At 62.5% G+C, this 23,643-nt stretch carries 25 protein-coding genes; 16 read left to right on the plus strand and 9 right to left on the minus strand.

The features are described from left to right. The 3 genes from HBOR_RS01320 (at position 1) to HBOR_RS01330 (ending at position 3,464) form a co-directional block, all read left to right on the plus strand. Positions 1–969 carry an ArsA family ATPase gene (locus HBOR_RS01320; RefSeq protein WP_006055665.1) on the plus strand — a complete coding sequence of 323 codons (969 nt, stop codon included), beginning with the start codon at positions 1–3 and terminating at the stop codon, positions 967–969. Between the two features lie 38 nt (positions 970–1,007). Then, positions 1,008–1,484: a cupin domain-containing protein gene (locus HBOR_RS01325; RefSeq protein ID WP_006055666.1), complete on the plus strand. Its 477-nt coding sequence runs from the start codon at positions 1,008–1,010 to the stop codon at positions 1,482–1,484. Between the two features lie 144 nt (positions 1,485–1,628). Then, entirely contained in the window at positions 1,629–3,464 is a 1,836-nt protein-coding gene (locus HBOR_RS01330) for a carbon starvation CstA family protein (RefSeq protein ID WP_006055667.1), read from the plus strand. A 62-nt stretch (positions 3,465–3,526) separates the two neighbouring features. On the opposite strand, the gene HBOR_RS01335 is transcribed toward HBOR_RS01330, so the two are convergent. Continuing rightward, positions 3,527–4,165 carry a hypothetical protein gene (locus HBOR_RS01335; RefSeq protein WP_006055668.1) on the minus strand — a complete coding sequence of 213 codons (639 nt, stop codon included), beginning with the start codon at positions 4,163–4,165 and terminating at the stop codon, positions 3,527–3,529. After that, positions 4,162–4,584: a cupin domain-containing protein gene (locus HBOR_RS01340; RefSeq protein WP_006055669.1), complete on the minus strand. Its 423-nt coding sequence runs from the start codon at positions 4,582–4,584 to the stop codon at positions 4,162–4,164. Before HBOR_RS01340 ends, HBOR_RS01335 begins: the two co-directional genes overlap by 4 nt. Before the next feature lie 138 nt (positions 4,585–4,722). Here HBOR_RS01340 and HBOR_RS01345 point away from each other — a divergent pair, with 138 nt between their 5' ends. From HBOR_RS01345 to HBOR_RS01355, 3 genes are all read left to right on the plus strand, one after another. Then, the gene (locus tag HBOR_RS01345; RefSeq protein ID WP_006055670.1) at positions 4,723–4,896 is read left to right on the plus strand and encodes a hypothetical protein; all 174 of its coding nucleotides are present in this window, start codon (positions 4,723–4,725) and stop codon (positions 4,894–4,896) included. 100 nt (positions 4,897–4,996) lie between these two features. Further along, entirely contained in the window at positions 4,997–5,683 is a 687-nt protein-coding gene (locus HBOR_RS01350) for a DUF5828 family protein (RefSeq protein WP_006055671.1), read from the plus strand. Between the two features lie 96 nt (positions 5,684–5,779). Beyond that, positions 5,780–5,983, plus strand: coding sequence for a hypothetical protein (locus tag HBOR_RS01355; RefSeq protein WP_006055672.1), 204 nt, complete (start codon positions 5,780–5,782; stop codon positions 5,981–5,983). A 45-nt stretch (positions 5,984–6,028) separates the two neighbouring features. On the opposite strand, the gene HBOR_RS01360 is transcribed toward HBOR_RS01355, so the two are convergent. Further along, entirely contained in the window at positions 6,029–7,111 is a 1,083-nt protein-coding gene (locus tag HBOR_RS01360) for a M48 family metalloprotease (RefSeq protein WP_006055673.1), read from the minus strand. 82 nt (positions 7,112–7,193) lie between these two features. Between HBOR_RS01360 and HBOR_RS01365 the strand changes: the two genes are divergently transcribed. From HBOR_RS01365 to HBOR_RS01400, 8 genes are all read left to right on the plus strand, one after another. Next, positions 7,194–8,264, plus strand: a complete 1,071-nt coding sequence (locus HBOR_RS01365; RefSeq protein ID WP_006055674.1) for a DUF4129 domain-containing protein — start codon at positions 7,194–7,196, stop codon at positions 8,262–8,264. Further along, on the plus strand, positions 8,261–9,115 hold the full coding sequence (locus HBOR_RS01370; RefSeq protein WP_006055675.1) for a DUF7269 family protein: 855 nt from the start codon (positions 8,261–8,263) through the stop codon (positions 9,113–9,115). Before HBOR_RS01365 ends, HBOR_RS01370 begins: the two co-directional genes overlap by 4 nt. A 41-nt stretch (positions 9,116–9,156) precedes the next feature. Continuing rightward, complete coding sequence (locus HBOR_RS01375) at positions 9,157–10,440, plus strand: DUF58 domain-containing protein (protein ID WP_241432374.1); 1,284 nt, start codon at positions 9,157–9,159, stop codon at positions 10,438–10,440. Further along, entirely contained in the window at positions 10,437–11,957 is a 1,521-nt protein-coding gene (locus HBOR_RS01380) for a DUF7519 family protein (RefSeq protein WP_006055677.1), read from the plus strand. The genes HBOR_RS01375 and HBOR_RS01380 overlap by 4 nt, the downstream gene beginning before the upstream one ends. A gap of 78 nt (positions 11,958–12,035) precedes the next feature. Then, on the plus strand, positions 12,036–12,275 hold the full coding sequence (locus HBOR_RS01385; protein ID WP_006055678.1) for a hypothetical protein: 240 nt from the start codon (positions 12,036–12,038) through the stop codon (positions 12,273–12,275). 61 nt (positions 12,276–12,336) lie between these two features. Continuing rightward, positions 12,337–12,708 (plus strand): helix-turn-helix domain-containing protein, encoded by a 372-nt coding sequence (locus tag HBOR_RS01390; protein ID WP_006055679.1) that lies wholly within the window; start codon positions 12,337–12,339, stop codon positions 12,706–12,708. A 130-nt stretch (positions 12,709–12,838) separates the two neighbouring features. Further along, positions 12,839–14,104, plus strand: a complete 1,266-nt coding sequence (gene thrC, locus HBOR_RS01395; RefSeq protein WP_006055680.1) for a threonine synthase — start codon at positions 12,839–12,841, stop codon at positions 14,102–14,104. A gap of 81 nt (positions 14,105–14,185) precedes the next feature. Then, positions 14,186–14,611 (plus strand): hypothetical protein, encoded by a 426-nt coding sequence (locus HBOR_RS01400; RefSeq protein WP_006055681.1) that lies wholly within the window; start codon positions 14,186–14,188, stop codon positions 14,609–14,611. 64 nt (positions 14,612–14,675) lie between these two features. Here HBOR_RS01400 and serA read toward each other — a convergent pair whose 3' ends face one another. Further along, complete coding sequence (serA, locus tag HBOR_RS01405; protein WP_006055682.1) at positions 14,676–16,268, minus strand: phosphoglycerate dehydrogenase; 1,593 nt, start codon at positions 16,266–16,268, stop codon at positions 14,676–14,678. A gap of 167 nt (positions 16,269–16,435) precedes the next feature. Between serA and serB the strand changes: the two genes are divergently transcribed. After that, entirely contained in the window at positions 16,436–17,086 is a 651-nt protein-coding gene (gene serB / locus HBOR_RS01410) for a phosphoserine phosphatase SerB (protein WP_006055683.1), read from the plus strand. Between the two features lie 46 nt (positions 17,087–17,132). Next, entirely contained in the window at positions 17,133–17,837 is a 705-nt protein-coding gene (locus HBOR_RS01415) for a hypothetical protein (RefSeq protein ID WP_006055684.1), read from the plus strand. Between the two features lie 28 nt (positions 17,838–17,865). On the opposite strand, the gene HBOR_RS01420 is transcribed toward HBOR_RS01415, so the two are convergent. From HBOR_RS01420 to pdhA, 5 genes are all read right to left on the minus strand, one after another. Continuing rightward, the gene (locus HBOR_RS01420; protein ID WP_006055685.1) at positions 17,866–18,375 is read right to left on the minus strand and encodes a universal stress protein; all 510 of its coding nucleotides are present in this window, start codon (positions 18,373–18,375) and stop codon (positions 17,866–17,868) included. 94 nt (positions 18,376–18,469) lie between these two features. Then, positions 18,470–19,897 carry a dihydrolipoyl dehydrogenase gene (gene lpdA / locus HBOR_RS01425; RefSeq protein ID WP_006055686.1) on the minus strand — a complete coding sequence of 476 codons (1,428 nt, stop codon included), beginning with the start codon at positions 19,895–19,897 and terminating at the stop codon, positions 18,470–18,472. 1 nt (position 19,898) lies between these two features. Further along, the gene (locus HBOR_RS01430; RefSeq protein ID WP_006055687.1) at positions 19,899–21,428 is read right to left on the minus strand and encodes a dihydrolipoamide acetyltransferase family protein; all 1,530 of its coding nucleotides are present in this window, start codon (positions 21,426–21,428) and stop codon (positions 19,899–19,901) included. 3 nt (positions 21,429–21,431) lie between these two features. After that, positions 21,432–22,427, minus strand: a complete 996-nt coding sequence (locus HBOR_RS01435; protein ID WP_013440423.1) for an alpha-ketoacid dehydrogenase subunit beta — start codon at positions 22,425–22,427, stop codon at positions 21,432–21,434. Between the two features lie 3 nt (positions 22,428–22,430). Next, the gene (gene pdhA / locus HBOR_RS01440) at positions 22,431–23,534 is read right to left on the minus strand and encodes a pyruvate dehydrogenase (acetyl-transferring) E1 component subunit alpha (RefSeq protein ID WP_006055689.1); all 1,104 of its coding nucleotides are present in this window, start codon (positions 23,532–23,534) and stop codon (positions 22,431–22,433) included. Positions 23,535–23,643: the final 109 nt, after the last annotated feature.

Genomic DNA, 23,643 nt, shown 5'->3' on the forward strand with positions numbered 1-23,643 from the left:
ATGCGTAAGTTCGTCTTCTTCGGCGGTAAGGGCGGCGTCGGCAAGACTACGTTGGCGTCGGCGTACGCGCTCAAATGCGCCCGTGAAGGTCTCGACACGCTTGTCGTCTCGACCGATCCAGCGCACAGTACGTCTGACGTGTTCGACCAACAGTTCGGCGACGACCCGCAGGCCGTCGAGGGCGAGACGAATCTCGCTGCAATGGAGGTTGACCCGGACACAGAGGTCGAACGGCATCTGATGGAGACAAAGCGAGCGATGGGCGATCAGGTGAGTCCCGCGATGGTCAACGAGATCGACCGGCAGATAGAGATGGCACACCAGACGCCCGGTGCGTACGAGGCGGCTCTGATGGACCGATTTATCGAGGTGATGCGGTCGGCAGACGAGTTCGACCGCGTCGTCTTCGACACCTCTCCGACCGGTGGAACGCTCCGTCTGCTCTCGCTTCCGGACCTTCTCGAAAGTTGGATCGACCGCCTCGTCTACAAGCGCGAGAAATCAATCGATCTGTACGAGAAGGCCGCCATCGGCAACAACGAACCCCGGCGCATGATGGATGGTGATCCTATCCTCGACCGACTCCGGACTCGAAAAGAGCGCTTCGAGTTCGCCGGGGAGACGCTTCGAGAGAACGCCGCGTTCTTCCTCGTCGTCAATCCGGACGAACTCTCCATTCGAGAGACGCGTCGGGCTATCGACGACCTCGAATCGTACGACCTGACGATCTGCGGCCTCGCAGCTAATCGTCTTACACCCGAACCCGAACCCCACGAAGAGGGCCGCGGAGCGCGCTTCCTCCGCGACAGAGTCGAGACCGAACGCGAACGACTCCGTGAACTCCGCGAGGACTTTCGGTATCCGGTCGTCGCTGAAGTCGCCACCCGCGTTTCGGAGGTCAAAGGCGACCTTCTTGATGCGGTGGCCCACGAACTCGATCTCGACGTGACCATCGAATCACATGCGTAGTCCGACGGTTTTTCTATCAACTCTCCGAAAGTGTACGTATGGAACATATCGACGTGGACGATATCGACACGTTCCCTCACCCGATGGGAAGCACATCCGGTGGACAGGCGCTCTCGGATGAACTCGATGCGACGAACGTCGCACTCAACCGCTACACGCTGGAACCCGGTGAAGGTTCTTCTGGTGGCCTCCACACCCATCTCGATCAAGAAGAGGTGTTCTACGTACTCTCCGGCACGGTCACGTTCCAGACAGTGGAAGGAAGCGTCGAGGTGAGCGAAGACGAGGCAGTTCGGTTTGCGCCCGGCGACTATCACCACGGAACCAACCAGTCCGACGACCCGGCGACCGTCTTGGCTATCGGTGCACCCGGGCCGCAACACGACTGGGAGCAGATTCGTGTTCCCATACCCTGTCCCGACTGTGAGGACGTTGACGCTCTCGGTATCCGATTCACTGACGACGGCGAGACGGCCCTGTCTTGTCCTGAGTGCGGCCGAGATGTCGAAATATAGCCTTTAATCGCAGCGTACTCGCTCTGTACTCTCACTTTCTCTGCGACCGAATTTTGGGTGTCAGAAACTTGGTCGGTGTTTTGAATGGTAAAATCGTTATCATTAAGTCGCGGTTTTTCATGGGGGTGAATGAGGCACGACACCATGGTACAAGTTATCTGGCTCGTTATCGCGGTGCTGGCACTGTTCTCGGCTGGGTACCTCGGGTATTCGAGGTATCTCGCGCAGTTCGTCGAACTTGACGACAGTCGTGAGACACCGGCGCACAAGTACGAAGACGGACAGGAGTACGTGCCGGCGAAAAAGCCGGTTCTTCTCGGGCATCACTATTCGAGTATCGCGGGTGGGGCACCAATCGTCGGCCCCATCACCGCAGGGGTCGTCTGGGGGTGGGTCCCTGCGCTGGCGTGGATTGCTATCGGTAACCCCCTGATGGGAAGCGTTCACGATTTCGTCTCGCTGTCGGCCAGTCTCCGACACGAGGGGCGCTCTATCGGCTACATCATCGGCGAGTACGTCGGCGAGCGCGGCAAGAACATGCTGCTTTGGTTCGCGTTCTTGACCATCATCCTCGTCGTGGGGGTGTTCGCTCTCGTCGTGGCCATCGTGTTCAACGCCTACCCGGAGGCGGCGACAGCGAGTCTGATTTACATCGGACTCGCTGTCCTTCTGGGGGCGTACCTGTATCAACTCGATCTGCCGTTCATCCCGGGAACTATCGCGTTCGTCGTGGCGATGTTCGTCGGCGTCTGGGTTGGTATCCAGTATCCGCTTGCCCTCTTCGAACCGGCGTCGCGCGCGCCGGCGCAGACCACCGTCCTGCTCTCGGGAATCGGGACGTGGTGGCTTCCAGCGTCCGATTCGCTCGGCGCGAACACCGCGGCGTGGGTGCCGATCATTCTCGTCTACGGTGCGTTCGCAAGCGCGCTTCCGGTGTGGGTTCTCCTCCAGCCGCGTGACTATCTCTCGTCGTTCCTTCTGTACACGGGCGTCGGCGGTGCACTGCTGGCGGTCATCGTTGGCACCGTCGGCGGCGCACTCGGTATCTCGGCGGTGACGCCGAGCCAACCGCTCGTGACCAATCTCGACCCGTTTTACGGCTTCATCGGCCGCTCCGGCGCACCGCTGTTCCCGCTCTTGTTCATCACTATCGCGTGCGGGACAATCAGCGGCTTCCACTCGCTCGTCTCCTCGGGGACGACCGCAAAGCAACTGAACCGTGAGTCAGACGCCCGAATCATCGGCTACGGTGGGATGCTCGGCGAGGGTCTGCTCGCGACTGTCGCGCTCATCACCGTCGCACTCGTCGCGCCTAACGTGGGCGGCGGTATCGGTCTTGCCCTGCCGACGTTCGCCACGGGCGGCGGCGTCATCCTGACGAGTTTCGGCATCCCGGCGTCGTTCGGTGCGCCGTTCATGGCGCTCGTCCTCGTGAGTTTCCTCCTCACTTCGACGGACACGGCCGTCCGTCTCGGTCGGTACATGATGGAGGAAATCGTCGGGACGCCGGGGTCTCCCCTCGGATCGTTCGCGGTGGATCGCTACGGTAACGCAGTCGCACAGGCGCTTCCGGCGTATCTCCTCGTCACGAGTGGGTCGTGGCTGACCCTGTGGCAACTGTTCGGCGGCGCGAACCAACTGCTTGCGGCGCTTGCACTCCTCACCGCGACGGTGTGGTTGGCCAACTGGAGCGAGTCGAAACAACTCATCAGCACCGGCGGCCCGATGGTGGTTATGGTCTTTATCACCGTGATGGGCTTGCTGTGGCTCGCTCTCCACGACAACGTCTACGCGAAGTTCCTCAACGACGCATGGATGGAGTCCGCGACGACGCTCTCTATGGTGTCTGCCGCCGTCCAAGTCGTCGTCGCGTTCGTCTTGATGTACTTGGCGCTCTCGCTCGTCTTGATGGGCTACCGCAATATTCGGCGCGTCCGCGAGAACCCCAGCGAAGGCGGGTTCTCCTCGGGCGACGACTGAAATCGGTTGTCTATCTCGGCGGCGTCACTTCGGACGCCGCCGTCGGTCGTCTTCGCCGACGCTTACCGACGTAAGCGGTCCAATACGCGGGCAACGACGCCGCGCTGCTCCGTCTGGCGAACGTCGTCCCACAGGGTAAACGCCTGCGCCACATCCGCATTTTGGCTGGCGACGGCGTCCTCCTCGTCGGGTGCGACGACAGCGAGGTTCACTTCGTAGTGGCCGTAGTAGCCGAATTTGATGAGCGTCCGGTCGGAGAATTCCGCAACGAACTCCCGCACGTCTGCGGGCACTTCGTTGGCGACGAGAACGAACGTGAAATCCGTCCCGAAATGTTCCTCGTCGGCGACAAACCAGTCGTCGCCGTCAGCCAGTTCGTGACCGAGTCCGACCAGCCGTTCCAACTCGGCAACCGTGGGATGGGTGACGCGGCGGGCAAACAGGAACTCGTGGCTCTCGTGATTCGCGTAGTTCAGCGCCGGGTGGATGAAATGTTTCTCCGATTCGATGCGCATCTCGCCGAACAGGTCGAACCGTTCGCCCGACACCGACCGGTCCTTCTCGAGGTCGTAGTTGAACATGAGACGGTCCGACACTTTGTCGAGATAGCTGTCCTCCCAGTCGGGGACGTGCGACAGGTCGATGCCCGCCTCCTCGGCGGCGGCTTTCGGATCGAACGAGTCGGCTTCCGCCTCGCTCATTCGGTTTCGCCTCCCGGTTCGTTTCCGCGCTCTGATTTGTTCTCTTCCTCCGAGTCGTACATTCTCGTATCACCGGTGACGGCGGGCGCGCCGATGGCGAGTACTTCCACCGCCTCCGTCGCGTTCGCGGGGTTGTACGCCCGTTGCGGACTGTTCGGTTCGACAGCAAATAGACTCCCCTCGTCCACTTCGTACGTCTCCGCGGGCGTCTCGACGGCCATCGTCCCCGAAAGGACGTAGAACGCCTCCTCCTGTGTCTCGTGGTAGTGGTACGCTAACGGAATCTGCTCACCCGGCGCCGCTCGGAACCGGTTGATAGCGACGTTCTCTAACCCCGCTGCACCCGACAGACGCTGCATCTCGCAGGGACGGTCTTCGACCGTCTCCACCTCGTCGCAGTCCACGACACGGTATCCCATACCTGTTCACAGCGAACACGGCATCAAAAGCACCTCGGGTATTGTCGGGGTCAAAACACTTTACTCGTGCAAGTCTGCTATTGTATGTGAACTGTTTCCATGTCTGAAACGAAGACGGAATCCTGCGGTCGATGTGCGATGTCCACCGTCGTTGACGCCGCGGACGACGGCGAGGGGTCGAACCCGTTCGACGGGGGCCGAATCGAGTTGTCCGACCGGGAAGTGCGAGCGATCTCGCCTGCGGCGTGGGTAGCACGTCTCGCCTCGCGTATCGACGACGCTGCGACTCGGTTCGTCTACGGGTCGCGCTGAGTCGCATTCGTCCGTTTCTCGCGTCCCGTTGGTTGTGGGACCGAGATGCAACTTGCAAGTAGACTTTTATACGCACCCGAACTTACCACCCGTCAACGAGATGGAAGAGAGCGTTTCCGGCTTCAAAATCCGGGGGACGTGGGGGGACGTCGTTGAACACGGCGAGCGGATCACGCGTGCCCTCCGCGATGCAGGCGTCGAAAGCGACGCCTTCAAGCAGTGGGACGAGTGGCGTCCCAAGGCACATGAACGACTGAGCGAGGACGTTAACGAGAAAACGGCCGCGCAAGCAAGCGTCAGCGAGGGGCAGGGTGAGAAAGCTGGCAAAGAGCCGAACGAAGACCTCCAGACCGCCGGTGAGAAGCTATCAGAATCGTATCAGAAGGTGGATGAGGGGGACAACGACGGTGCTGTCGAGCGCTGGAGTGAGTCAATCGGCTACGTCGCCCGCGCCGCCGATTCCGCCGGTCGGAAGGCGCTTCGGAAGGTCGAAGACACCGTCTACCGGAAGGTGATGACGCAACTCGCGCCGTACTACTTCGACAACGAACTCGTCAGCGCGAACATCCAGAAGTCGGCGCGCGGCGAAGACGAGGTGACGTTCATCTTCGAGGTGAACATCAACGACGACGACCTGAAGTCGAAGGTGAGTCGCCGCCTCGGCGAGTACGACGACGAGGTGGACCGGTGGCACGTCGATACCGAAAAGGAGACGACGACTGCCGAAGCGGCGGAAGGCGTCGAAGCGCCGCCGTCGGACCCGGACTCGAATTTCACCACGAACTGACGCGCCCCACCCGTCGAAAGACTACGACCCAGATTCGGGTCTCAGACCTTTGGTCATATTAATAACAATTATGGCGAGCGCGATAATGAGCAGTGTATGGTGAGCCAAGCCTATCAACTCGGACTGCTGCTCGTTGTTTTCGGTGGATTTCTCGCAACGAACAGCACGGGATCCGTTTCGGGAATCGGTATTTTGTCGATGTATCTGGGGCTACTTGTCGGTATTACGGGCTGCCTCCAGTCTGGGATCCGCGACCGACGTACGCACGTTGATCCAGGGAGCGCACGCACCGAGAAGTAACCCGGGCAGTCGCCGACAACGCTCGCTGCAGATAGAAAAGGCGGTTCAGCTTTCCAGTGTCGCCGTGACCGTACGCAGGTTCTCCAGTCTGTCTTCGACGGACGGGTGAGTTTGCGTGGCGATAGTCGCTTTCTCGTCGTCTTCAGCATCCGTGCTGAACCCGTGCGGCAGGAAGCAGAGGCCGCTGAGCGTAGACGCCGTCGAACGCAAGTCGCGCCGTGTTCGCTCCTCGTCCGCCAGCGTCCGAATCGCACTCGCCATCGCCGCGGGGTCACCCGTCGCTCGCGCGCCCGCCGTATCGGCGACGAGTTCGCGCCGCCGCGACAATCGACGAGTGAGGACGACGGCGGGGGCCGCCAACAGGCCAAGGAGGACGCCGCCGAGGAGGAGTGTGAAGCCGACGACGAGGAGGAACTCGCCGAGTGATGACCCGCCGAACGCCGTCCCCGAAAGTCGCGGCGTCGCCATCACGTAGAGGACGAACAGACCGATTGCGCCGATGAGGTAGTGTGCGCCGCTCATCGAGGGGATGACAGAGTCCGACGTCGAGTACTCGCCGTTGGCGAGGGCCGGCAGGACGGACGCGAGCGTCATCACCGTCGCATCGCGGTTTTTCACGTGCGCGAGTTCGTGGGCCAACACGGCGTCGAGTTCGTCGTCCGAGAGGTCGTCGATGAGTCCCCGACTGATGACGACGGTGGACGCGCGCGGACCACCGACGGCCAGCGAGTTCGGCACGTCGGTATCGACGACGGCCAACTCGGGCGGCCGAAGGTCGAACTGCGCGGCGAGCCGAGTGATTCGAGCGTGTAAGTTCGGATGTGTTGATTCGCTCACCGTCTTCGCGCCGACGGCGGCGAGAACACCGCGCCGCGCGTACCGAAGATGGGCGAGGAGGAACACGCCGGTGACGGCGACGATTGCGACACCGCCGACGAGGACGCTCGGCGTGCCGGACGGGAGGTATGGTTCGACCCACGGCGCGACGAGGTAGCCGAAGGCGGCGACGGCGACGACATCGATAGTAACGACGAGCGCCAGCGCCGCGGCCATCTCACGGACGAGTGACTTGTCCGCTGTCGGACCTGTGACAGCCGAAGTGTGACCGTCTGACGTGGAGGGCGACATTTCGTGTCTAAGGTAGGAGAGGAGGAATAAATGTTTCCCGGAGAGGACAAGGATTTTACGGGTTTGCCTCTCACCCTATAACGTGTCACGCGACCGCACACGTGCCGCCCTCGCCCTCCTCTGTGTCGTGGTGGTGCTGTTCGGCGGGTCGCTGTTTCCGACTGCCGGTTTCGGGTCGTACCCGGCCGGTATCGGCGGTGGGAACGGCGTCCCCGGTGCCCCCGGCGATTCGCCGGGTTCCGGCATCGACGACCGAGCCACCCCGACACCGAGCCCGACCGAGGCAGCACAGACGGCGGACGATGGACAGACCGAGACTGCAACCGGGACACCAACCCCGACGCCAACTCCGACAGAGACGCCAGTCTCCGACGGGCCAACGGACGACGGCATCTCGATGGACGGTGCGTTCGCTGGTATCATGCTCATCATCGGCGTGTGCGCGGCGGGACTGCTCGTGTTCTCGCTCGCGCCGGGTATCGATGAGCAGACGACTTTTGCCGGGCTTCCAATCGGCCGATTCCAGACGAACCTCCGGGCGTTCTTCGCCGCCGTTCCGCGACGGACGACATCGTTCCTAGTTGGTCTCTCGGCGTCCGTTCCGGGTGTACTCGACAGAGTGTTCTCTGTCACTGTCGCCGCGGCGGAGTCGTTCGGTGTCATCGCCAAGGGCCTCGTCCGCGGTAGCGGGCGAACCCTCGCGGTCCTCGGCGGAAGTTTGGGAACCGTCGTCACTGTACTTCCTCGTGCGTTTGGCGGCGGTCTATCAGCCCTGTTCGGCGGACTTCTCCGCGCCGGTTCGGGGGGTCTCACCGGTCGTCGCGGGAACGAACGGGAGCCGAACGATGGTTCCCCGACGCCGACTGCCGACGTTGAGGAGGAGACTGACCCGACTCCGCAGAGCGTCGAGGAAGCGTGGGCGATGATGGCCGAACGAGTCCCCATCGGAAACCGAAAAGCGGCCACGCCGGGCGAATACGCCCGCGCCGCTGTCGCCGCTGGCTTCCCCGAGTCGGCCGTCCAGCGACTGACTCGTGCGTTCGAGCGAGTGCGGTACGGCGGGAAATCCGGACGCGACGAACTCCCGAGTGTCCGGGATGCCCTCTCCCGGATTCGCTCGTTCCTCGACAGTAACGGCGGTGAGAACGCATGATTCTGTCATGGCTGCGACGCCATTTACAGATCGTATTCGCGGCTTGTGCGCTTATCGGAGCCGTCGTCGTCGTTCTCCCCGAGTGGCTGCTCCCGTCGTTTGTCGTTACGCTCGCTTCCTCATCGCTTGCGAGTTCCTCGCTCGTCCTCGTTGCTGCCGGACTCGTAGGCCTGTACGGGATTCGTGTCCTCGTGTCCCCTGACGAGGAGGAAACAAGCCAGACAACGGTCCAGTACCCTCAGACACCGCCCGAAACCGCCGTCCACGAGGTTCGTCGCGTTGTCGGTGAGGACGTTAACGGCGCGGCCAGTACCGCTGTTCCCGATGAGAAGTGGAAGCAGCGACGGCATCGGCGTCGGGCGTACGGAACGCTCCGGACTGCGGCCGTTGACGCAATCGCCGAGACGACTGGCTGCCCCCGAGAGACGGCGACCGAACTCGTCGCTGAAGGGCGGTGGACGGACAAACCGCGCGCTCGGGCGTATCTCGCACAAGATACGTCGATTCATCCTCCGCTTCGAACACGCGTCCGCGATTGGGCGGCCGGTGAGCGGACTGAACGCGCCGTCCAGGACACCGTTTCCGCGATCCTCTCTATCCGCGACGGCGACGCCGACGTGGCGCGTGCGGAACTTGCGGCGATTGAATCAACAGCTAGCCAGTCTGTTGCTCACGCTGACGCACCGGCGGCAACGACAGACGAATTTGCGGACGCAGAACCGCCGTACACACCGTCCGAAGACGCAGACACTGAGAAAATCGCTATGGAACGAAACGCTGCATTGGCCGAAACTGATGGCGGCGCACCCGCCAAGTCCACAACCGACACTGACGAAGGTGATCGCCGATGAGTGGTCGGGGACGAGTCACGACAAGATCGACACAGAGTGATTTGAGTCTCGCATCCACGCTGTTGTCCTCGGGACCGGCACGGACTGACATTGGCCTCGTGTTCGCACTGTTTGCCGGTGCAGCGGGCATCGTCGTCTCGGAGCCAGCAATGTTCGTCTCCGCTATCGTTGGGTTCGTCTACGTTGGCTATCGAAACGCCAACCGCGAACCTGACCCGACGCTGACGCTCGACCGGACGCTGAGCACGCAGTCACCCGCGCCGGGAGCAACTGTCGAGGTGACGCTTACGGTCACGAACGAGACCGAGGAACCCGTTCCAGACCTTCGTCTCGTGGACGGCGTTCCCGAACGACTGGCAGTTGTCGATGGCTCACCGCGTCTCGGAACGAGCCTCGGACCCGGTGAGTCGGAGTCGCTGACGTACGCTATCCGCGCTCGCCGCGGGTCGCACTCGTTCGATGAGTGCGTTGTCGCCGTCCGCAACCTGAGCGGTAGCGCAGAGACGCGTGATGCGGTCGAAATCGACACGAAACTGGATTGTGAGGGGAGCGTCGATGACGTTCCGCTGACCGGACAGACGATAACCGCGAGCGGCCGTGTTCCGACGGATTCTGGCGGCGAGGGCGTGGAGTTCTACGCCACTCGACAACACCATCGGACGGACCCGATGCGTCGCGTAGACTGGAAGCGGTACGCGAAGACGGGCGAACTCACTACTGTCGAGTTCCGCCGCGAACGCGCGGCAACCGTTATCTGTCTCGTGGACGTCCGCGTCGAGGCGCACGTCGCCCGGCGCGAGGGCGAACCCGACGCCGTGTGGCTCTCGAAGTACGCCGCCGAACGGGCGATGGAGTCACTCCTCTCTACCGGCAACCGGGCCGGTGTGGCACTGTACGGTGCGTTCCCCGGTCAGCGCTATCTCGAACCCAAGACGGGCCGCGACCAAGTTCTCCGCGCCCGGTCGCTGTTCGAGAAAGCAGAGATACCGGACGCGTCCCGAACCGACCGCAATCAGTCACGCCGGAACGTGAATCTCGAAACGCTTCTGAAACGGATCCCCGACGACGCACAGATCGCGTTCTTCTCGCCGTTCCTCGACGAGGATGTGGTTACCGATGCGCGCCGTCTCGCGGCTCACGGCCACTCCGTGACGGCGTATGTCCCGGATTTAGCCGGGAAAACGCCCGGCGGCGAAATATCGAAATTCGAGCGTGACCGTCGCCTCCGCAAACTCCACGGTGACGACGTGCGCGTGGTGCTTTGGTCGCCGGACGAACCGCTTCGTGCGGCGACTGACCGCGCGAAAGCGAGGTGGTCGGCATGAGTCAGTTCGGACCTGAGTGGCACGACGCAGTGGACACTGTTGGCGCGCCGGATTCCTCGGCAGCGCCGTTCTCCGCGTCGCTGGCGTTCGGAATCGCCGTTGTCGCCACTTTCGCTCTCGGCGTTGCTGTCGGGTCGCCGCTCGGTGCTGTTGTCACCGCTGTCGGTGCGAGCGTCGTCGGCTGGAGCGCAGGCGAGCTCACGAGCAACGAAAACAGCCGCCGCGCCGTCGGGAGTATCAGTACCCTTGTTGGTACGTCGCTTCTTGCGGTCTCCATCGGCCTGTTCGGTCCCGAACCGTTTGTTGGTAGTGTCGCGGCGTTCGCACTCGTCGCTGTAGCATTCGACCGTTTCGCCGGACTGACCGAAGACACAGTCGGTGTCGTCTCCCGGGCGATTATCCACTCCGGTGTGGCTATCGCCGGCTTTGCCGCGCTGGCCCTGCTTGTACACTTCCACGTCGCCAGCACTGCGGCGTTGACCACGTACGGGCTGTTCTCTCTGCTCTCGAGAATGAGTCCGCTCGTTTCGGTCCTCGTTATCGAACTGGAAGTGCTGTTCATCGTTCTCACAATCGAACCCGCTATCGAGCGTCTGGAGCGCCTGACCCCGGAAACTAGGGTCCTTGACCGTATCACCGCGCTTGATGTTGTTGCTGTCGATATCGCTGCCGTTCCGCGTGGCGTCTGGATCCTCGTCGCTGGAACCGGCTATCTCACGGCAACTTCGTGGGCGCGAGTGATGTTCGAGCAGTTCCTCGATTCGCTCTCGATGCTCGGTACGGCCGTCGCGTTCCTCCTTCAGTCTGGTTTCATCACTGGCCCGCTCGGTTTCGTTGTGGCGCTTCTCTTGGCAGTGTTCGCCGTCAATATGGCTCGTCTGGTCGTCATGTTTTGGCTCGGATCTGACCCGTCGGAGACGCTTTCGCTGGCCGCGGGTGGGTTCGTCGTCGGATCGGTGGCTTTCGTCGGGGGTCTCATCCCGTCTCTCTCGTCGATTGTCTCAACCACGTTCTCCGAGGGGCCGCTGTTGCAGATCATGGCTCGCGTGTACGGCACCGGCGCGACACTTCTCGCCGTCGTGGTGGGATTGCTCTTCGTCGTCCTCCTTATCCTCGCCGTGATCGTCTACCTCGTTGAACACGAGTTTGTTCCACCTGCCGCGGGCGGGTTCGCCCTCGGCAGTGGACTGCTGTTCATCGCCGGACTTCTGGTCGCCGCCACCGATGCGGCGGCTATCGTCACCGTCGCCACTGTCGGTGCGGCTCTCCTCGTTTGGGATCTCGGCGAGAACGCTGTTGACGTGGGGCAGACGCTCGGAACCGACGCGGAGACGCGCCGTGGTGAAGCCGTCCACGCCGCCGGGAGTATCGCCGTCGTGACTGGTGCCGTCGTTCTCGCGGCTATCTCGCTGTACGTCCTCGGTCCGCTGTCGGTTCCGGCGGGCCGCGCGCGCTTTGCGTTGCTGTTACTCGTCGTGGCGCTCTGCGGTTTCGCCGTGGCGACGTACAACGAGTGACGACTCGGCGGCGAACCTCTCCCTCATCCACCGTGTGAACGGTACTATCAATACAGAGACGTTCGTCGGTATGACGCAATGTCAGAGCCACTTCGTGCGAAGTCCGGCGAGTTGACGGCCGACGAGATACTCGACATACTTCGTGAGGGCCGTCGTGTCATCGTTGAGGCGGAGATGCTCGGTGGGGTACACGAGGTGTCACTCCGCCACGACGGGACGACGTTCTACTGTGATACGCCGACGACGCTCCACAAACACGCCGAAGAGGAGGAGATGCGAAACTGTATCGTGAAGATGGGGTACGCGAAGGACGAGTAATCTAGGCGCGCTCGTTTCCGGTGGCAGGTTCTTTTAATCGGTTGGAGAAAGAGTACGATGTATGAGCGACACGCCAGACATGGGGGACCTCATCGAGACCGACGACCCCAGTTTCCAGCACGTCCTCGCGTGTGTCTTCGGGATTCAAGAACACGAGAGCAGAACGTACCTCACTCTCCTTGATAACCCCGGCAGTACCGTCGCCGAACTGGCTGACATCCTCGACAGAGATCGGAGCAACGTCAACCGTTCGCTGACGACGCTGATGGAGAAGAATCTCGCTGATCGGGAGCGACGACTGTTGGATCCCGGCGGCTACGTCTACCAGTACACCGGCACGCCGCTCCCGGAGGCGAAAGAGATGCTCCACAACGCGCTGGATAAGTGGGCAGAACAAGTCCACGAGAGTATCGAAGAGTACGGCACCGAGTAATCGGAGATACGGACGGTGTGTCGTCAGCGGGCGTGACAGCGCGTTACCCCCTGCGAACACCCGACTCTGTACGCTGGCAGGACACGCCCGAACCGTCTCCCTTTTGCCCGCCGAACGTGACCGTCCGACAATGAGCCTCGAACTCACCGCCCCCGCGCCGGACGTTCCGGACGTTGCAGACGACGGTGTGTGGTTAGAGTGTATCGAGACGGGCGAGACGTACGCCCCGTTCGACGAGATTCGGTACACAAGCGACCACGGTCACTTACTCGAAGTGCGCTATGCGAACCCGCCGACGTTCGAAGACTTCCAAGGGCAGGGTCGCGGCGTCTGGCGGTATCGCTCGGCGCTCCCGTTCGAGGAGGGTGTGAGTCTGCCCGAGGGTGACACGCCCCTTCACGAAGCCCCGCGACTGCGCGAGGATATCGGCGTGAACACGCTCCGAATCAAACACGAGGGGATGAATCCGACGGGCAGTTTCAAAGACCGAGGCATGACTGTCGGCGTCCGCGTGGCCAAGGAACTCGGCGTTGACCGTCTCGCATGTGCTTCCACTGGGAACACCTCCGCCGCACTCGCCGCCTACGGCGCGCGCGGCGGGATGGAGACGCTGGTGCTTCTCCCGTCCGGGAAAGTCGCCGCCGGGAAGATTGCGCAGGCCGCGCTTCACGACGCGCGCATTCTCGAAGTTGACGGAAACTTCGACTCCTGTCTCGATATCGTCCAAGAGTTGGCCGAACGCGGTGAAGTCTACCTGTTGAACTCGCTCAACCCGTTCCGGTTAGAGGGGCAGAAGACAATCGGACTGGAGATTCTGGAGGCGTTCCGCGACGACTACGGTCGCTTCCCCGATAGAATCGTCCTTCCCGTCGGCAACGCAGGTAACACTTCGGCGCTGTACAAGGCGTTCCGCGAACTCGTTCAGTCGGGCGCACTCGATCCCGAACAGGTGCCGAAACTCACCGGCGTCCAAGCCGAGGGTGCGGCCCCGATGGTCGAAGCCATCGAGAACGGTTGGGAGGATACGAAGCGCTGGGACGAGGTGGAGACGCGTGCGACGGCCATCCGCATCGGCAACCCGGTCAACGCACCGAAGGCGCTCCCCGGCATCCGCGAGACGGATGGGACGGCCGTCGCCGTCTCCGACGAGGAGATTACCGAGGCGCAGCGAGACTTGGCAGGCGAGGGTATCGGTGTCGAACCCGCCTCCGCCGCATCCGTCGCCGGTCTTCAAAAACTCCGCCACGAGGGCGTCGTAGACCCCGACGAGGACGTGGTGTGTCTCACTACCGGTCATCTCCTGAAGGACCCCGACGCCGCGTTCGAGGCGGGCGGCGAACCCGAACCGGTGGCAAACGACACCGAAGCCGTGTTAGAACACATCGGCGCGGAGTGACCCTGCCTCGCTCCCGTTTCTGACTGGCGGATGACGTCAGTCTGACGTACCTTCTTGCTACTGTGGTACTTCTTCACTAGCATGTCCTCGCAAACGCTCCCGACCGGAACGGTGAGTGGCGGTTCGGACGGGTCGCGGACGTTCCCGGTTCGAGACGTTCCGCGACTCGAACGCGCCTGCGATGAACCGTCGGAGGCGGCTGATCCGACGACCGAGACCGAATCGCAGTCAGTCTCCGCAGAACTCGCACATCTTCGCCGGGAGAACGAAGAACTCCGTCGCGCGCTTTCGGAAGCACGTCAGCAACGGCAAGATGTCATCGACCGATACGAACGACTTCTCGACAGGGCGCAAGCGGAGGCAAGCGCTGACTCTGCATCCGTCTCTCACCAGTCGGCTGACGGCTCGTCTGATTCGCTCGCACAACGAGTCGCCGACGAATTCGGTTCGCGGTGGACGGCGTTTCGCAGACGCTGTCGGCAGTGGATTCACGCGCCGAATCTCTGATTAGAATCTAACTGCTATCCTCCAGCAGCCTTTCCCATACCGCAAAAACTGCCCGCAGAGTCGGTTATTCGGCGGTTCCGTTCAGCGTGAGATATTTCACGTCGGTGATGCGTTCGTCGGCCAGCAGTTTCTCGCTGACTTCCTCCGGGATGGGGTCGTCGAGGTTGTACACAGTCAGTGCCTCGCCGCCGTCCGCGGAGCGTCGGGCGTTGAACATGCCCGCGATGTTCACGTCGTTTTCTCCGAGAACCGTCCCGATGAAGCCGATGACGCCCGGTTTGTCGTAGTTGCGGGCGACGAGCATCTGTCCGTGCGGGATGGCGTCAACGCGGTAGCCGTCTATGCGGACGATACGCGGATCCTCGCCGGCGAACAGGGTTCCGCAGACGCTGAGAGATTCGTCGTCGTTACCGACGGTGACGGTGACGAGGCTCTGGAAGTCCTCTGCCTGTCGGGTTTTTGACTCGGTGACTTCGATGCCGCGCTCCTCAGCGATGCGTGGCGCGTTCACGGCGTTTACCTGCCACTCAAGCGGTTCGAAGACACCCTTGAGTGCCGAGGCGGTAACGAGTTCGATGTCCTCTTCTGCGATATCGCCCTCGTAGGAGACTTCGACGTTCGAGATACGGCCGTCGAGCAGTTGTGCGGCCACCTTCCCCGCCGTTTCCGCGAGGTCGATGTACGGGCGGATACGCGGGAATGCGCTCTTATCAACCGACGGAGCGTTCAGCGCGTTCATGACGGGTTCGCCGTTGAATGCGGCGTCTATCTGGTCTGCGATGGACGTGGCGACGTTCTCTTGGGCCGCCTCCGTGGACGCGCCGAGGTGCGGCGTGACGACGACATCATCCACGTCGAGAAGCGGGTTGTCCGGGGAGACCGGTTCGTCTGCGAACACGTCGATAGCCGCGCCGTCGAGTGTTCCATCCTCGACAGCGGCAGCGAGAGCGTCTTCATCTACGACGCCGCCGCGGGCGCAGTTGACGAGGTAGCCGCCGCCCATCAGTTCCAACTCCTCAGTCGAGATGAGATCTTCCGTCTCCGGCGTCAGCGGCGTGTGGACCGTCAGGAAGTCCGCACGTTCGAGGCATGCCTCGAACTCGACGAGTTTCGCACCGAGACGTTCGGCGCGTTCCTCGCCGATGTACGGGTCGTACGCGACGAGGTCCATGCCGATGCCGTCGAGACGCTTTGCGACCTCTTGACCGACGCGGCCGAGACCGACGATACCCAGCGTCTTGGCGTTCAGTTCGGTTCCGAGGTAGTCGCCCTTGGCCCACTCGCCCGTTTTGAGTCGCGCGTGCGCTTGCGGGATGGAGCGTGCGGAGGCGAACGCCATTGCCACGGTGTGTTCGGCGGCGGCGCGGACGTTCCCCTCGGGTGCGTTAGCGACGATGACGCCGTGGTCGGTGGCGGCGTCGATATCGATGTTGTCTACGCCGATGCCCGCGCGTCCGACGATGACGAGGTCGGATGCGGCCTCGAACACCGCGTCGGTCACTTCCGTTCCGGAGCGAACGACGAGTGCGTTCGCGTCCGCGACAGCGTCCAACAGTGCGTCGCCCGTTACGTCGTAGGCAGTTTCGACTTCGTGACCCGCTTCACGAAGGCGTTCCAGACCCGCATCGTCGATGGGGTCCGTCACGAGTACCTTCATGCGCGTAATCATCGTATGTCCGGGGTTAAGGGTTTCTTCCTCGGCGGTATTGGCTGTGCTAGTTGCTCGCTTCCGACATACGTCTATAAACCGATGACTCGGATTGATCCACACCGGAATGCTGACGGGATGGGTGGTTTCAAACCGTCCGCAGATAAGTAGCGAGTATGCGACTCGTGGCCTTCGACTTCGACGGAACGCTCTCGGACTCGGAGATGACGGTCCTCCTCGGCCGCCAGATGGATGTGGCCGACGAGATGGCTGACATCACCGAACGTGCGATGAACGACGAACTCTCCTACGCCGACAGTCTCCGCAAACGCGCCGCACTCCTCGATGGACTCGACGACGAGGCCGCATCCGAGGCGTACGGCCAAGTGACGCTTCGACCCGGTGCGGCGGATCTTATCGAACGACTCCGAGACGCAGGACACCACGTCGCCATCCTCACGGGTGGCTTCGAACGCGGCGTCGAACGCGCTTTAGAGAAAGACGGTGTGGAGGTGGATTCTATCGTCGCTAACCGACTTCCAGTCGAGGGCGGACGCCTCACTGGTGAGGTCGAAGGACCGCTCATCGAAGGGACGAAAGACGACGCGTTGGAATCTCTGGCGGACGAACTCGACGTGGACCTTGCACGGACAGTCGCCGTCGGCGACGGCGCGAACGACCTGCCGATGCTCGAAGTTGCCGGTCTTTCGGTCGGATTCCTCCCGAAACCTGCCGTCAGGCCGTCCTGTGACGCCGTCGTCGCGTCGATGTACCGCCTCGGAAAACTGTTCGAGGGACACAGTATGCTGAAGAACTCGGACCAGTAACGTCACCACAGCCACATTTTTACTGCGGTCGGGAGACGACCGTGATATGACGACATCCGACCGTTCGTCGGCGACTGACTTTCGTGTCGCCCAGCAGTGGGATGATGGCTTAAGTTGGATCTCCGACCCCGACGAGATAGTACGACGGGCCAGTCACGCCGTCCGCGGTGATGACGACGGTGTGTGGTTGTTCGACCCAGTCGATGCACCCGGCATTGATGACGCCATCGCGGAACTCGGCCCGGTCGAGGGTGTGGCTGTTCTCTCGGCGTACCACGCACGCGACGCTGGCGCGTTCGCTACTCGCCACGACGTGCCGGTGTCGATTCCGCGGTGGCTTCCGCGCGTTGCGGAACGAGTTGATGCGGCTGTCGAACGGTTCAGCGGCGAACTCGGTGATTCAGGCTTTCGCGTCCGCCGATACGAGCCGATTCCGGGATGGTCTGAGGCCATCGCTTACCGCTCATCTGACGACATACTCTACACCCCGGAAGTGCTCGGCACTGCACCGCTGTACACCGTCGGTCAGGAACGACTCGGCCTGTATCTCCCCCAGCGTCTTTTCCCGCCGACGTCCTTCACTGAGTATGCGCCGGAGCGAATCCTCGTCGGTCACGGCGACGGTCTCTCTCGCGAAGCGACGGCCGCGCTCACGGATGCGGTGACGAACGGGAGAAAACGGCTCCCGCGAGCGATTCTGAAGCACGGGCCGACACAGTTCCGGGCGGCAATCGCGTCGATGATCGACTGACCCGGTTTCGGCTCACAACGACGCGCCGTCACTCGGGAAAGTGGAAGTCGGATTTCCGCGTCCGATGGTCGTTTGCGTCCGAGAGCGTAGAGATCTCACTCGGACTCCGGTGGCGGACGATGACCACGTCGTAGGCTTCGTCTGCGGCCACTTTGCTCCCGACGCTGGTTATCGTCGTGACGATGTGCCCGGCGTTTTCGCTCCCGATAAACACCATCGATGCCTGTTCCCGTTCCGCCGTCTTTCGTAGGCAGTTTGCTATCGTTCCGGGCGTCGCGTACCGGTCAACAACTTCGTGTCGGAAGTCGGAACTCGGACAGCATTCAGTCACTTGCTCGTGCAGTTTCGACACCACGGTCTCCCGGTCGAACGGCTCGTCGGTTTCGATCCATCCGCGCTCTCGGGCGTACTCGGCGTTTCGGTCCGGAATGACGCTCACCGCCAACACGTTTTGGTCGAAGACGCGCCCGAACTCTGTCGCACGGACGAGCGCCGCCGCAGCAAGCACGGACCCGTCGAACGGGACGAGCAGTGTCATATCTAGACGTTCTTCGAGGACAGCAAAAGAGCCACCTCGTCGTTCCCAGCGCGAGAGAAGAGAGCAGTAAAGAGGCGCAGTGAACGGCGTCTCGTTACCGATTCAGCGTGTGAATCGCCTGCCCTTGCGCGTTTTCGGCCGCCTCCATGACGGCTTCAGCGAGGGTCGGATGGGTGTGGATGGTCCCCGCCACGTCTTCGAGCGTTGCGCCCATCTCGATGGCGAGTGCGAGTTCGGCAACGAGTTCGGACGCTTCGGGTCCGACGATCTGCGCGCCGAGGATGAATCCACTGTCCTCGTCGGCGACGATGCGAACGAAGCCGTCGGTGTGGCCCGTCGTCAACGCGCGTCCGGAGGCGTTGAACGGCATCTTCCCGACGACGGGAGTGAATCCGGCTTCCTCGGCTTCCGCCTGCGTCATACCGACAGTCCCGATTTCGGGTTCGGTGAACACGGCCGCAGGGACGGCTTGCGCGTCGTAGGCGACGGGTTCGTCCGCGATGTGTTCGGCGGCGACGATGCCCTCTTTCGATCCGACGTGTGCCAGCATCGGCGAGTCGGCCACTACGTCGCCGATGGCGTAGATGTGCTCGACGTCGGTTCGCATCCGGTCGTCGGTCTCCAAGAAGCCGTTCTCGTTCGGCTCCAGTCCGGCGTTCTCGATGTCGAGCGTGTCGGTGACGGGTGAGCGACCGACCGCGACGAGAACCTTGTCGGCGCGGTACGTCGATATCTCGCCGTCTTCGGTCTCCGTCTCGACGACGACGTCCTCGCCGTCGGGCGACCAACCGCTTGCTCCCTCGCCGAAGTGGAACTTGACGCCGAGACTCTCAGCGTGCTTGCGAACGACGCGCGCCACGTCGTCCTCGTAGCCGGGGAGTACGTCGTCCAGCATCTCGACGACTGTGACGTTCGCGCCGAGTTTGGCGAACGTCGTGGACAGTTCCATGCCGATGTAGCCCGCGCCGACGACGACGAGGTCGTCTGGCACCGAGTCGGCGGCGAGCGCGTCGCGCGACGACCAGACAGCGTCGTCTGCGAACTCGAATCCGGGAACCTGGATGGGACGAGAGCCGGTTGCGATGATGCAGTGTTCGAATTCGACGGTTTCGGACCCTTGTCCCTCACCACCGTGTTCGATGCGCACCGCGCCGTCGTCTTTGAACCGCGCCGTCCCCTCGATGAGGTTCACGCCGTTTGCTTTACACAGTTTCTCGACGCCGCCTGTGAGTTGGTCAACGACGCCGTCCTTCCAGTTGCGCAGTTGGGACATATCCACCGCCGGGTTGGCGTGGATACCCATCTCTTCGGCATGGCCTGCCTCGTGGGCCAACGACGACGCCGTGATGAACGCCTTCGACGGGATACAGCCGTGATTCAGGCAGGTGCCACCGTAGGCGTCTTTTTCGACCAGCGTCGTGTCGAGTCCGTTCTGTGCGGCGCGGATGGCGGCAACGTAACCGCCCGGTCCCGCGCCGATGACCAGTACTTCCGTTCCAGTTGAAATGTCTCCGACGACCATGCTATTCGAGTAAGAGGAGTTTGGGGTTCATGAGGTACTCCTTGACCTTGTTGGTGAATCGAGCGCCGACTGCGCCGTCTACGATGCGGTGATCGAACGACAGCGACAGAGTGAGAACTTTCCGCGGGACGATGTCGCCGTCAACCACGCGCGGTTTCTCCTTGATCGCACCGAGTGCGAGGATGGCTACCTCGGGGTAGTTGATGATGGGCGTGGCGTACTCGCCGCCGATGCCGCCGATGTTGGTGATGGTGAAAGTGCCGCCCTGCATTTCCTCGGGCGCGATTTTGCGCTCGCGGGCCTTCTCGACCTTTTCGTTCATGTCACGCGAGAGGTCCAAGAGACCCTTGCCGTCCGCATCGTCGACGACCGGAACCATCAGACCAACGTCCGTCGCGGTGGCGACGCCGATGTTGTACTCGTCGCGGAGGACGATTTCCTCGTTCTCCTCGTCGAGTTGGGAGTTCATGAACGGGAACTCCTTGAGGGCCGCGATGACGGCCTTCATCACGAACGGCATGTAGGTGAGTCGCGTGTCCTGTTCCTCGGCGAGGGGTTTCAGTTCCTCGCGGAGTTCGACCAGTTCGGTCACGTCAACCTCGTCGTGGTGAGTGACGTGCGGCGCGGTGTACTTCGAGCGCTCCATCTGGTCGCCGATGGCGCGACGGACGCCGCGGTAGGGGACGCGTTCGCCCGCAACGGGTCCGGTTTCGGCCGCTTCCGCGGCTTCGGCTTCGCCAGCACCTTCTTCTTCGGCGAGTGCCTGCGCGTCGGCCGCTTGGGCGGCCTGTTGCGCTTCTGCGTACTCGTGGACGGCCTCGGCGGAGACGAACGCCTGCCCGTCTCGCTGCTCGCTCGCCGGCACGTTGTTGATGTCTACGCCTTTTTCCTCGGCGACTCGTCGCGTCGCGGGGGCGGCCAGCGTCTTCTCGCGGCCGGCGGCTTCGACCGACGCCGCGCCCGTGGTGACCTCGCCGTTTCCGACATCTCCGGACTTCGAGACGGCGTCGTCGCCGGAGAACGAAACTTCTCGCGGGCCGTCGTCGGACGCCGCGGACTCGTCGTCGGACTCTGCAGCCTCGCGGACGTCGGATTCGGTTACTCGGCCACTCGGGCCAGTGCCCGAGACGGATGCGATGTCAACACCGAGTTCGCGCGCGAGTTGTCGGACGCTCGGCGACGCGAACACGCGTCCCGAGGATGTCTCGGTTTCACCCGTTTCGGCCGCTTCTTCGGACACCTCGTCCGTTTCGGGTTCTGCTTCGGCCGCAACTTCCTCGTCGCCCTCACCCTCGACCTCGAAGGTGATGATGACGTCGCCGACGGGGACCATTTCGCCCTCCTCGGCGAGGAGTTCTTTCACCGTGCCGTTGTACGGTGACGGAACGTCCACGAGCGCTTTGTCGGTCTCGACCTCTGCGACGACTTGATCTTCCTCGACTGTATCGCCAGGCGTGACATGCCACGTGACGAGTTCGCCCTCGGCGACGCCCTCGCCAACGTCGGGTAGTTTGAATTCCTCGATAGCCATCGTTCAGAACTCCACCGCGTTTCGGATACCTTCTTCGACCCGTGCAACCGACGGGAGGTAGTAGTCCTCCAGCGCGTACAGGGGGTACGGTACGTCGTAGCCGGCGATTCGCTCGACGGGGGCTTCCTGATGAAGGAGCGCCTCCTCCTGAATCGTCGTCGTAATCTCCGCGCCGAGACCGCCCGTCTTCGGCGCTTCGTGAACGACTGCTGCGCGGCCAGTCTTCTTGAACGACTCCACGATGGTCTCTTTGTCCATCGGGGAGACGGTACGGAGATCGACGACCTCCGCGTCGATGCCCTCCTCTTCGAGGTTCTCGGCCGCTTCGATCGTCGGCCGCGTCATCGCACCGTAGGTGTAGACGGAGATGTCCGCTCCTTCGCGGCGGACGGCCGCTTCCCCGATTGGTACCTCGTAGTCGTCCTCGGGAACGTCACCGCGGAACGCGCGGTAGATGAGTTTCGGTTCGAGGAAGATGACCGGGTCCGGGTCGCGGATGGCCGAGATGAGAAGCCCCTTCGTGTCGTGTGGTGTCGAGGGGATAACCACCTTCAGACCGGCCTCGTGCGCGTAAAACGCTTCCTTGGACTCGGAGTGGTGTTCAGGTGCGCGGATGCCGCCGCCATAGGGTGCGCGGACGACGAGCGGGCAGGTGTAGCGGCCACGGCTGCGGGTTCGGAGGCGCGCTGCGTGGCTCACAATCTGGTCGAACGCGGGGTACATGAAGCCGGAGAACTGCATCTCTGCAACCGGCCGCATGCCCATCGCGGCCATCCCGATTGCCGTCCCGGCGATGCCGGACTCTGCAAGCGGGGTGTCGATAACTCGGTCGTCACCGAACTCTTCCCACAGGCCTTCTGTTGCGCGGAAGACGCCGCCGTTCTTTCCGACGTCCTCGCCCATGACGACCACTCGGTCGTCCGCCTGCATCTCGGTGTAAAGACCGTCCCGTACCGCCTGTACCAACGTGAGATTCTGCGTCTGTTGACTCTGACTCATTGTTTACTCTCGGAGGAATCCTTCGTCGCCGTGCTCCTCGTACAGTTCCGCGAACGCTTCGGCCTGTGCTTGGACCTCGGGCGTCATTTCTGCAAAGACGTTCGTGAACATTTCGTTCGGTTCGGGTCGCGGTTCGGCCTCCGCCGCCTTGATTGCTTCTGCGACCTCGTCTTCGACTTCCGACTGGATGGCGTCTACCTTCTCGTCGTCGAGACGGCCCGTATCCCGGAGGAACGTCTCCAAGCGCGGGATCGGGTCCTTCTGTTTCCACTGTTCGACCTCGTCGGAGTCGCGGTAGACTGTCGGGTCGTCTGCGGTCGTGTGCGCACCGAATCGGTACTGCACCGCCTCGATGAGCGTCGGCCGCCGTTCGTCCTCTGCGGGGTCCTTCGCCTTCTTGACGGCCGCGCGCGTGGCGGCGTACACCGCGAGTGGGTCCATTCCGTCCACTTGGACGCCCTCGAAGCCGTAGGCTTTGGCCTTCTGTGCGATGGTCGCAGACGCGGTCTGCCGCTCGCGCGGCACCGAAATTGCCCACTGGTTGTTGTTACAGAAGAAGATGTTCGGCGTGTTGAACACGCCCGCGAAGTTCAGCCCCTCGTGGAAGTCCCCCTCGGAAGTCCCGCCATCACCGAAGTAACAGAGGACGGCCGAGTCTTCGCCCTGTAATTTCTTCGCCCACGCCGCGCCGGTCGCGTGCGGAATCTGCGTCGAAATGGGAACGGCGACCGGGAAGATGTTCGCGTCCTCCGGAATACGGTTGCCCTTCTCGTGTCCCATCCAGTACAGAAGCGTCCGCTTCAACGGGAGGCCGCGGTGGAGTGCCGCCCCGTGTTCGCGGTAACTCGGGAACATCCAGTCTTCTTCGTCCAGTGCGAACGCACTCCCGATCTGTGCGCCTTCCTGTCCTGACAGCGGCGGGTACGTGCCCATTCGACCCTGCCGTTGGAGACTGACGGCCCGTGTATCGAAGTGGCGGGCCATCCACATTTCGCGGTACATTCTCACCAGCTCGTCGTCGCTCAGGTCGGGGACCTCGCCGACTGGTTCTCCGTCCTCGTCAAGGACGCGAAGCATGTCCTGCGGGTCTCGCTGCAGTACGCTCATGGGTGAACCCACCTGCTCATGTACCCGAAGTCTCCCGCCCCGCGTATAGTATTTTCGTAAATAGTTTACTATGGCAAGAAATACTGCCAACCGTCCGAAAAGCGTCCAT

This window comes from Halogeometricum borinquense DSM 11551 (assembly GCF_000172995.2).
Classification (GTDB): domain Archaea; phylum Halobacteriota; class Halobacteria; order Halobacteriales; family Haloferacaceae; genus Halogeometricum; species Halogeometricum borinquense.

Coding starts and splice junctions, on each gene's coding strand:
- HBOR_RS01330 (WP_006055667.1), top strand. CDS start 1,629: ATGGTACAAGTTATCTGGCTCGTTATCGCGGTGCTGGCACTGTTCTCG.
- HBOR_RS01345 (WP_006055670.1), top strand. CDS start 4,723: ATGTCCACCGTCGTTGACGCCGCGGACGACGGCGAGGGGTCGAACCCG.
- HBOR_RS01360 (WP_006055673.1), bottom strand. CDS start 7,111: ATGTCGCCCTCCACGTCAGACGGTCACACTTCGGCTGTCACAGGTCCG.
- lpdA (WP_006055686.1), bottom strand. CDS start 19,897: ATGGTCGTCGGAGACATTTCAACTGGAACGGAAGTACTGGTCATCGGC.
- HBOR_RS01415 (WP_006055684.1), top strand. CDS start 17,133: ATGACGACATCCGACCGTTCGTCGGCGACTGACTTTCGTGTCGCCCAG.
- HBOR_RS01325 (WP_006055666.1), top strand. CDS start 1,008: ATGGAACATATCGACGTGGACGATATCGACACGTTCCCTCACCCGATG.
- HBOR_RS01430 (WP_006055687.1), bottom strand. CDS start 21,428: ATGGCTATCGAGGAATTCAAACTACCCGACGTTGGCGAGGGCGTCGCC.
- HBOR_RS01370 (WP_006055675.1), top strand. CDS start 8,261: ATGATTCTGTCATGGCTGCGACGCCATTTACAGATCGTATTCGCGGCT.
- HBOR_RS01320 (WP_006055665.1), top strand. CDS start 1: ATGCGTAAGTTCGTCTTCTTCGGCGGTAAGGGCGGCGTCGGCAAGACT.
- serA (WP_006055682.1), bottom strand. CDS start 16,268: ATGAAGGTACTCGTGACGGACCCCATCGACGATGCGGGTCTGGAACGC.
- HBOR_RS01380 (WP_006055677.1), top strand. CDS start 10,437: ATGAGTCAGTTCGGACCTGAGTGGCACGACGCAGTGGACACTGTTGGC.
- HBOR_RS01420 (WP_006055685.1), bottom strand. CDS start 18,375: ATGACACTGCTCGTCCCGTTCGACGGGTCCGTGCTTGCTGCGGCGGCG.
- thrC (WP_006055680.1), top strand. CDS start 12,839: ATGAGCCTCGAACTCACCGCCCCCGCGCCGGACGTTCCGGACGTTGCA.
- HBOR_RS01400 (WP_006055681.1), top strand. CDS start 14,186: ATGTCCTCGCAAACGCTCCCGACCGGAACGGTGAGTGGCGGTTCGGAC.
- pdhA (WP_006055689.1), bottom strand. CDS start 23,534: ATGAGCGTACTGCAGCGAGACCCGCAGGACATGCTTCGCGTCCTTGAC.
- HBOR_RS01350 (WP_006055671.1), top strand. CDS start 4,997: ATGGAAGAGAGCGTTTCCGGCTTCAAAATCCGGGGGACGTGGGGGGAC.
- HBOR_RS01340 (WP_006055669.1), bottom strand. CDS start 4,584: ATGGGATACCGTGTCGTGGACTGCGACGAGGTGGAGACGGTCGAAGAC.
- HBOR_RS01435 (WP_013440423.1), bottom strand. CDS start 22,427: ATGAGTCAGAGTCAACAGACGCAGAATCTCACGTTGGTACAGGCGGTA.
- HBOR_RS01355 (WP_006055672.1), top strand. CDS start 5,780: ATGGTGAGCCAAGCCTATCAACTCGGACTGCTGCTCGTTGTTTTCGGT.
- HBOR_RS01385 (WP_006055678.1), top strand. CDS start 12,036: ATGTCAGAGCCACTTCGTGCGAAGTCCGGCGAGTTGACGGCCGACGAG.
- serB (WP_006055683.1), top strand. CDS start 16,436: ATGCGACTCGTGGCCTTCGACTTCGACGGAACGCTCTCGGACTCGGAG.
- HBOR_RS01335 (WP_006055668.1), bottom strand. CDS start 4,165: ATGAGCGAGGCGGAAGCCGACTCGTTCGATCCGAAAGCCGCCGCCGAG.
- HBOR_RS01390 (WP_006055679.1), top strand. CDS start 12,337: ATGAGCGACACGCCAGACATGGGGGACCTCATCGAGACCGACGACCCC.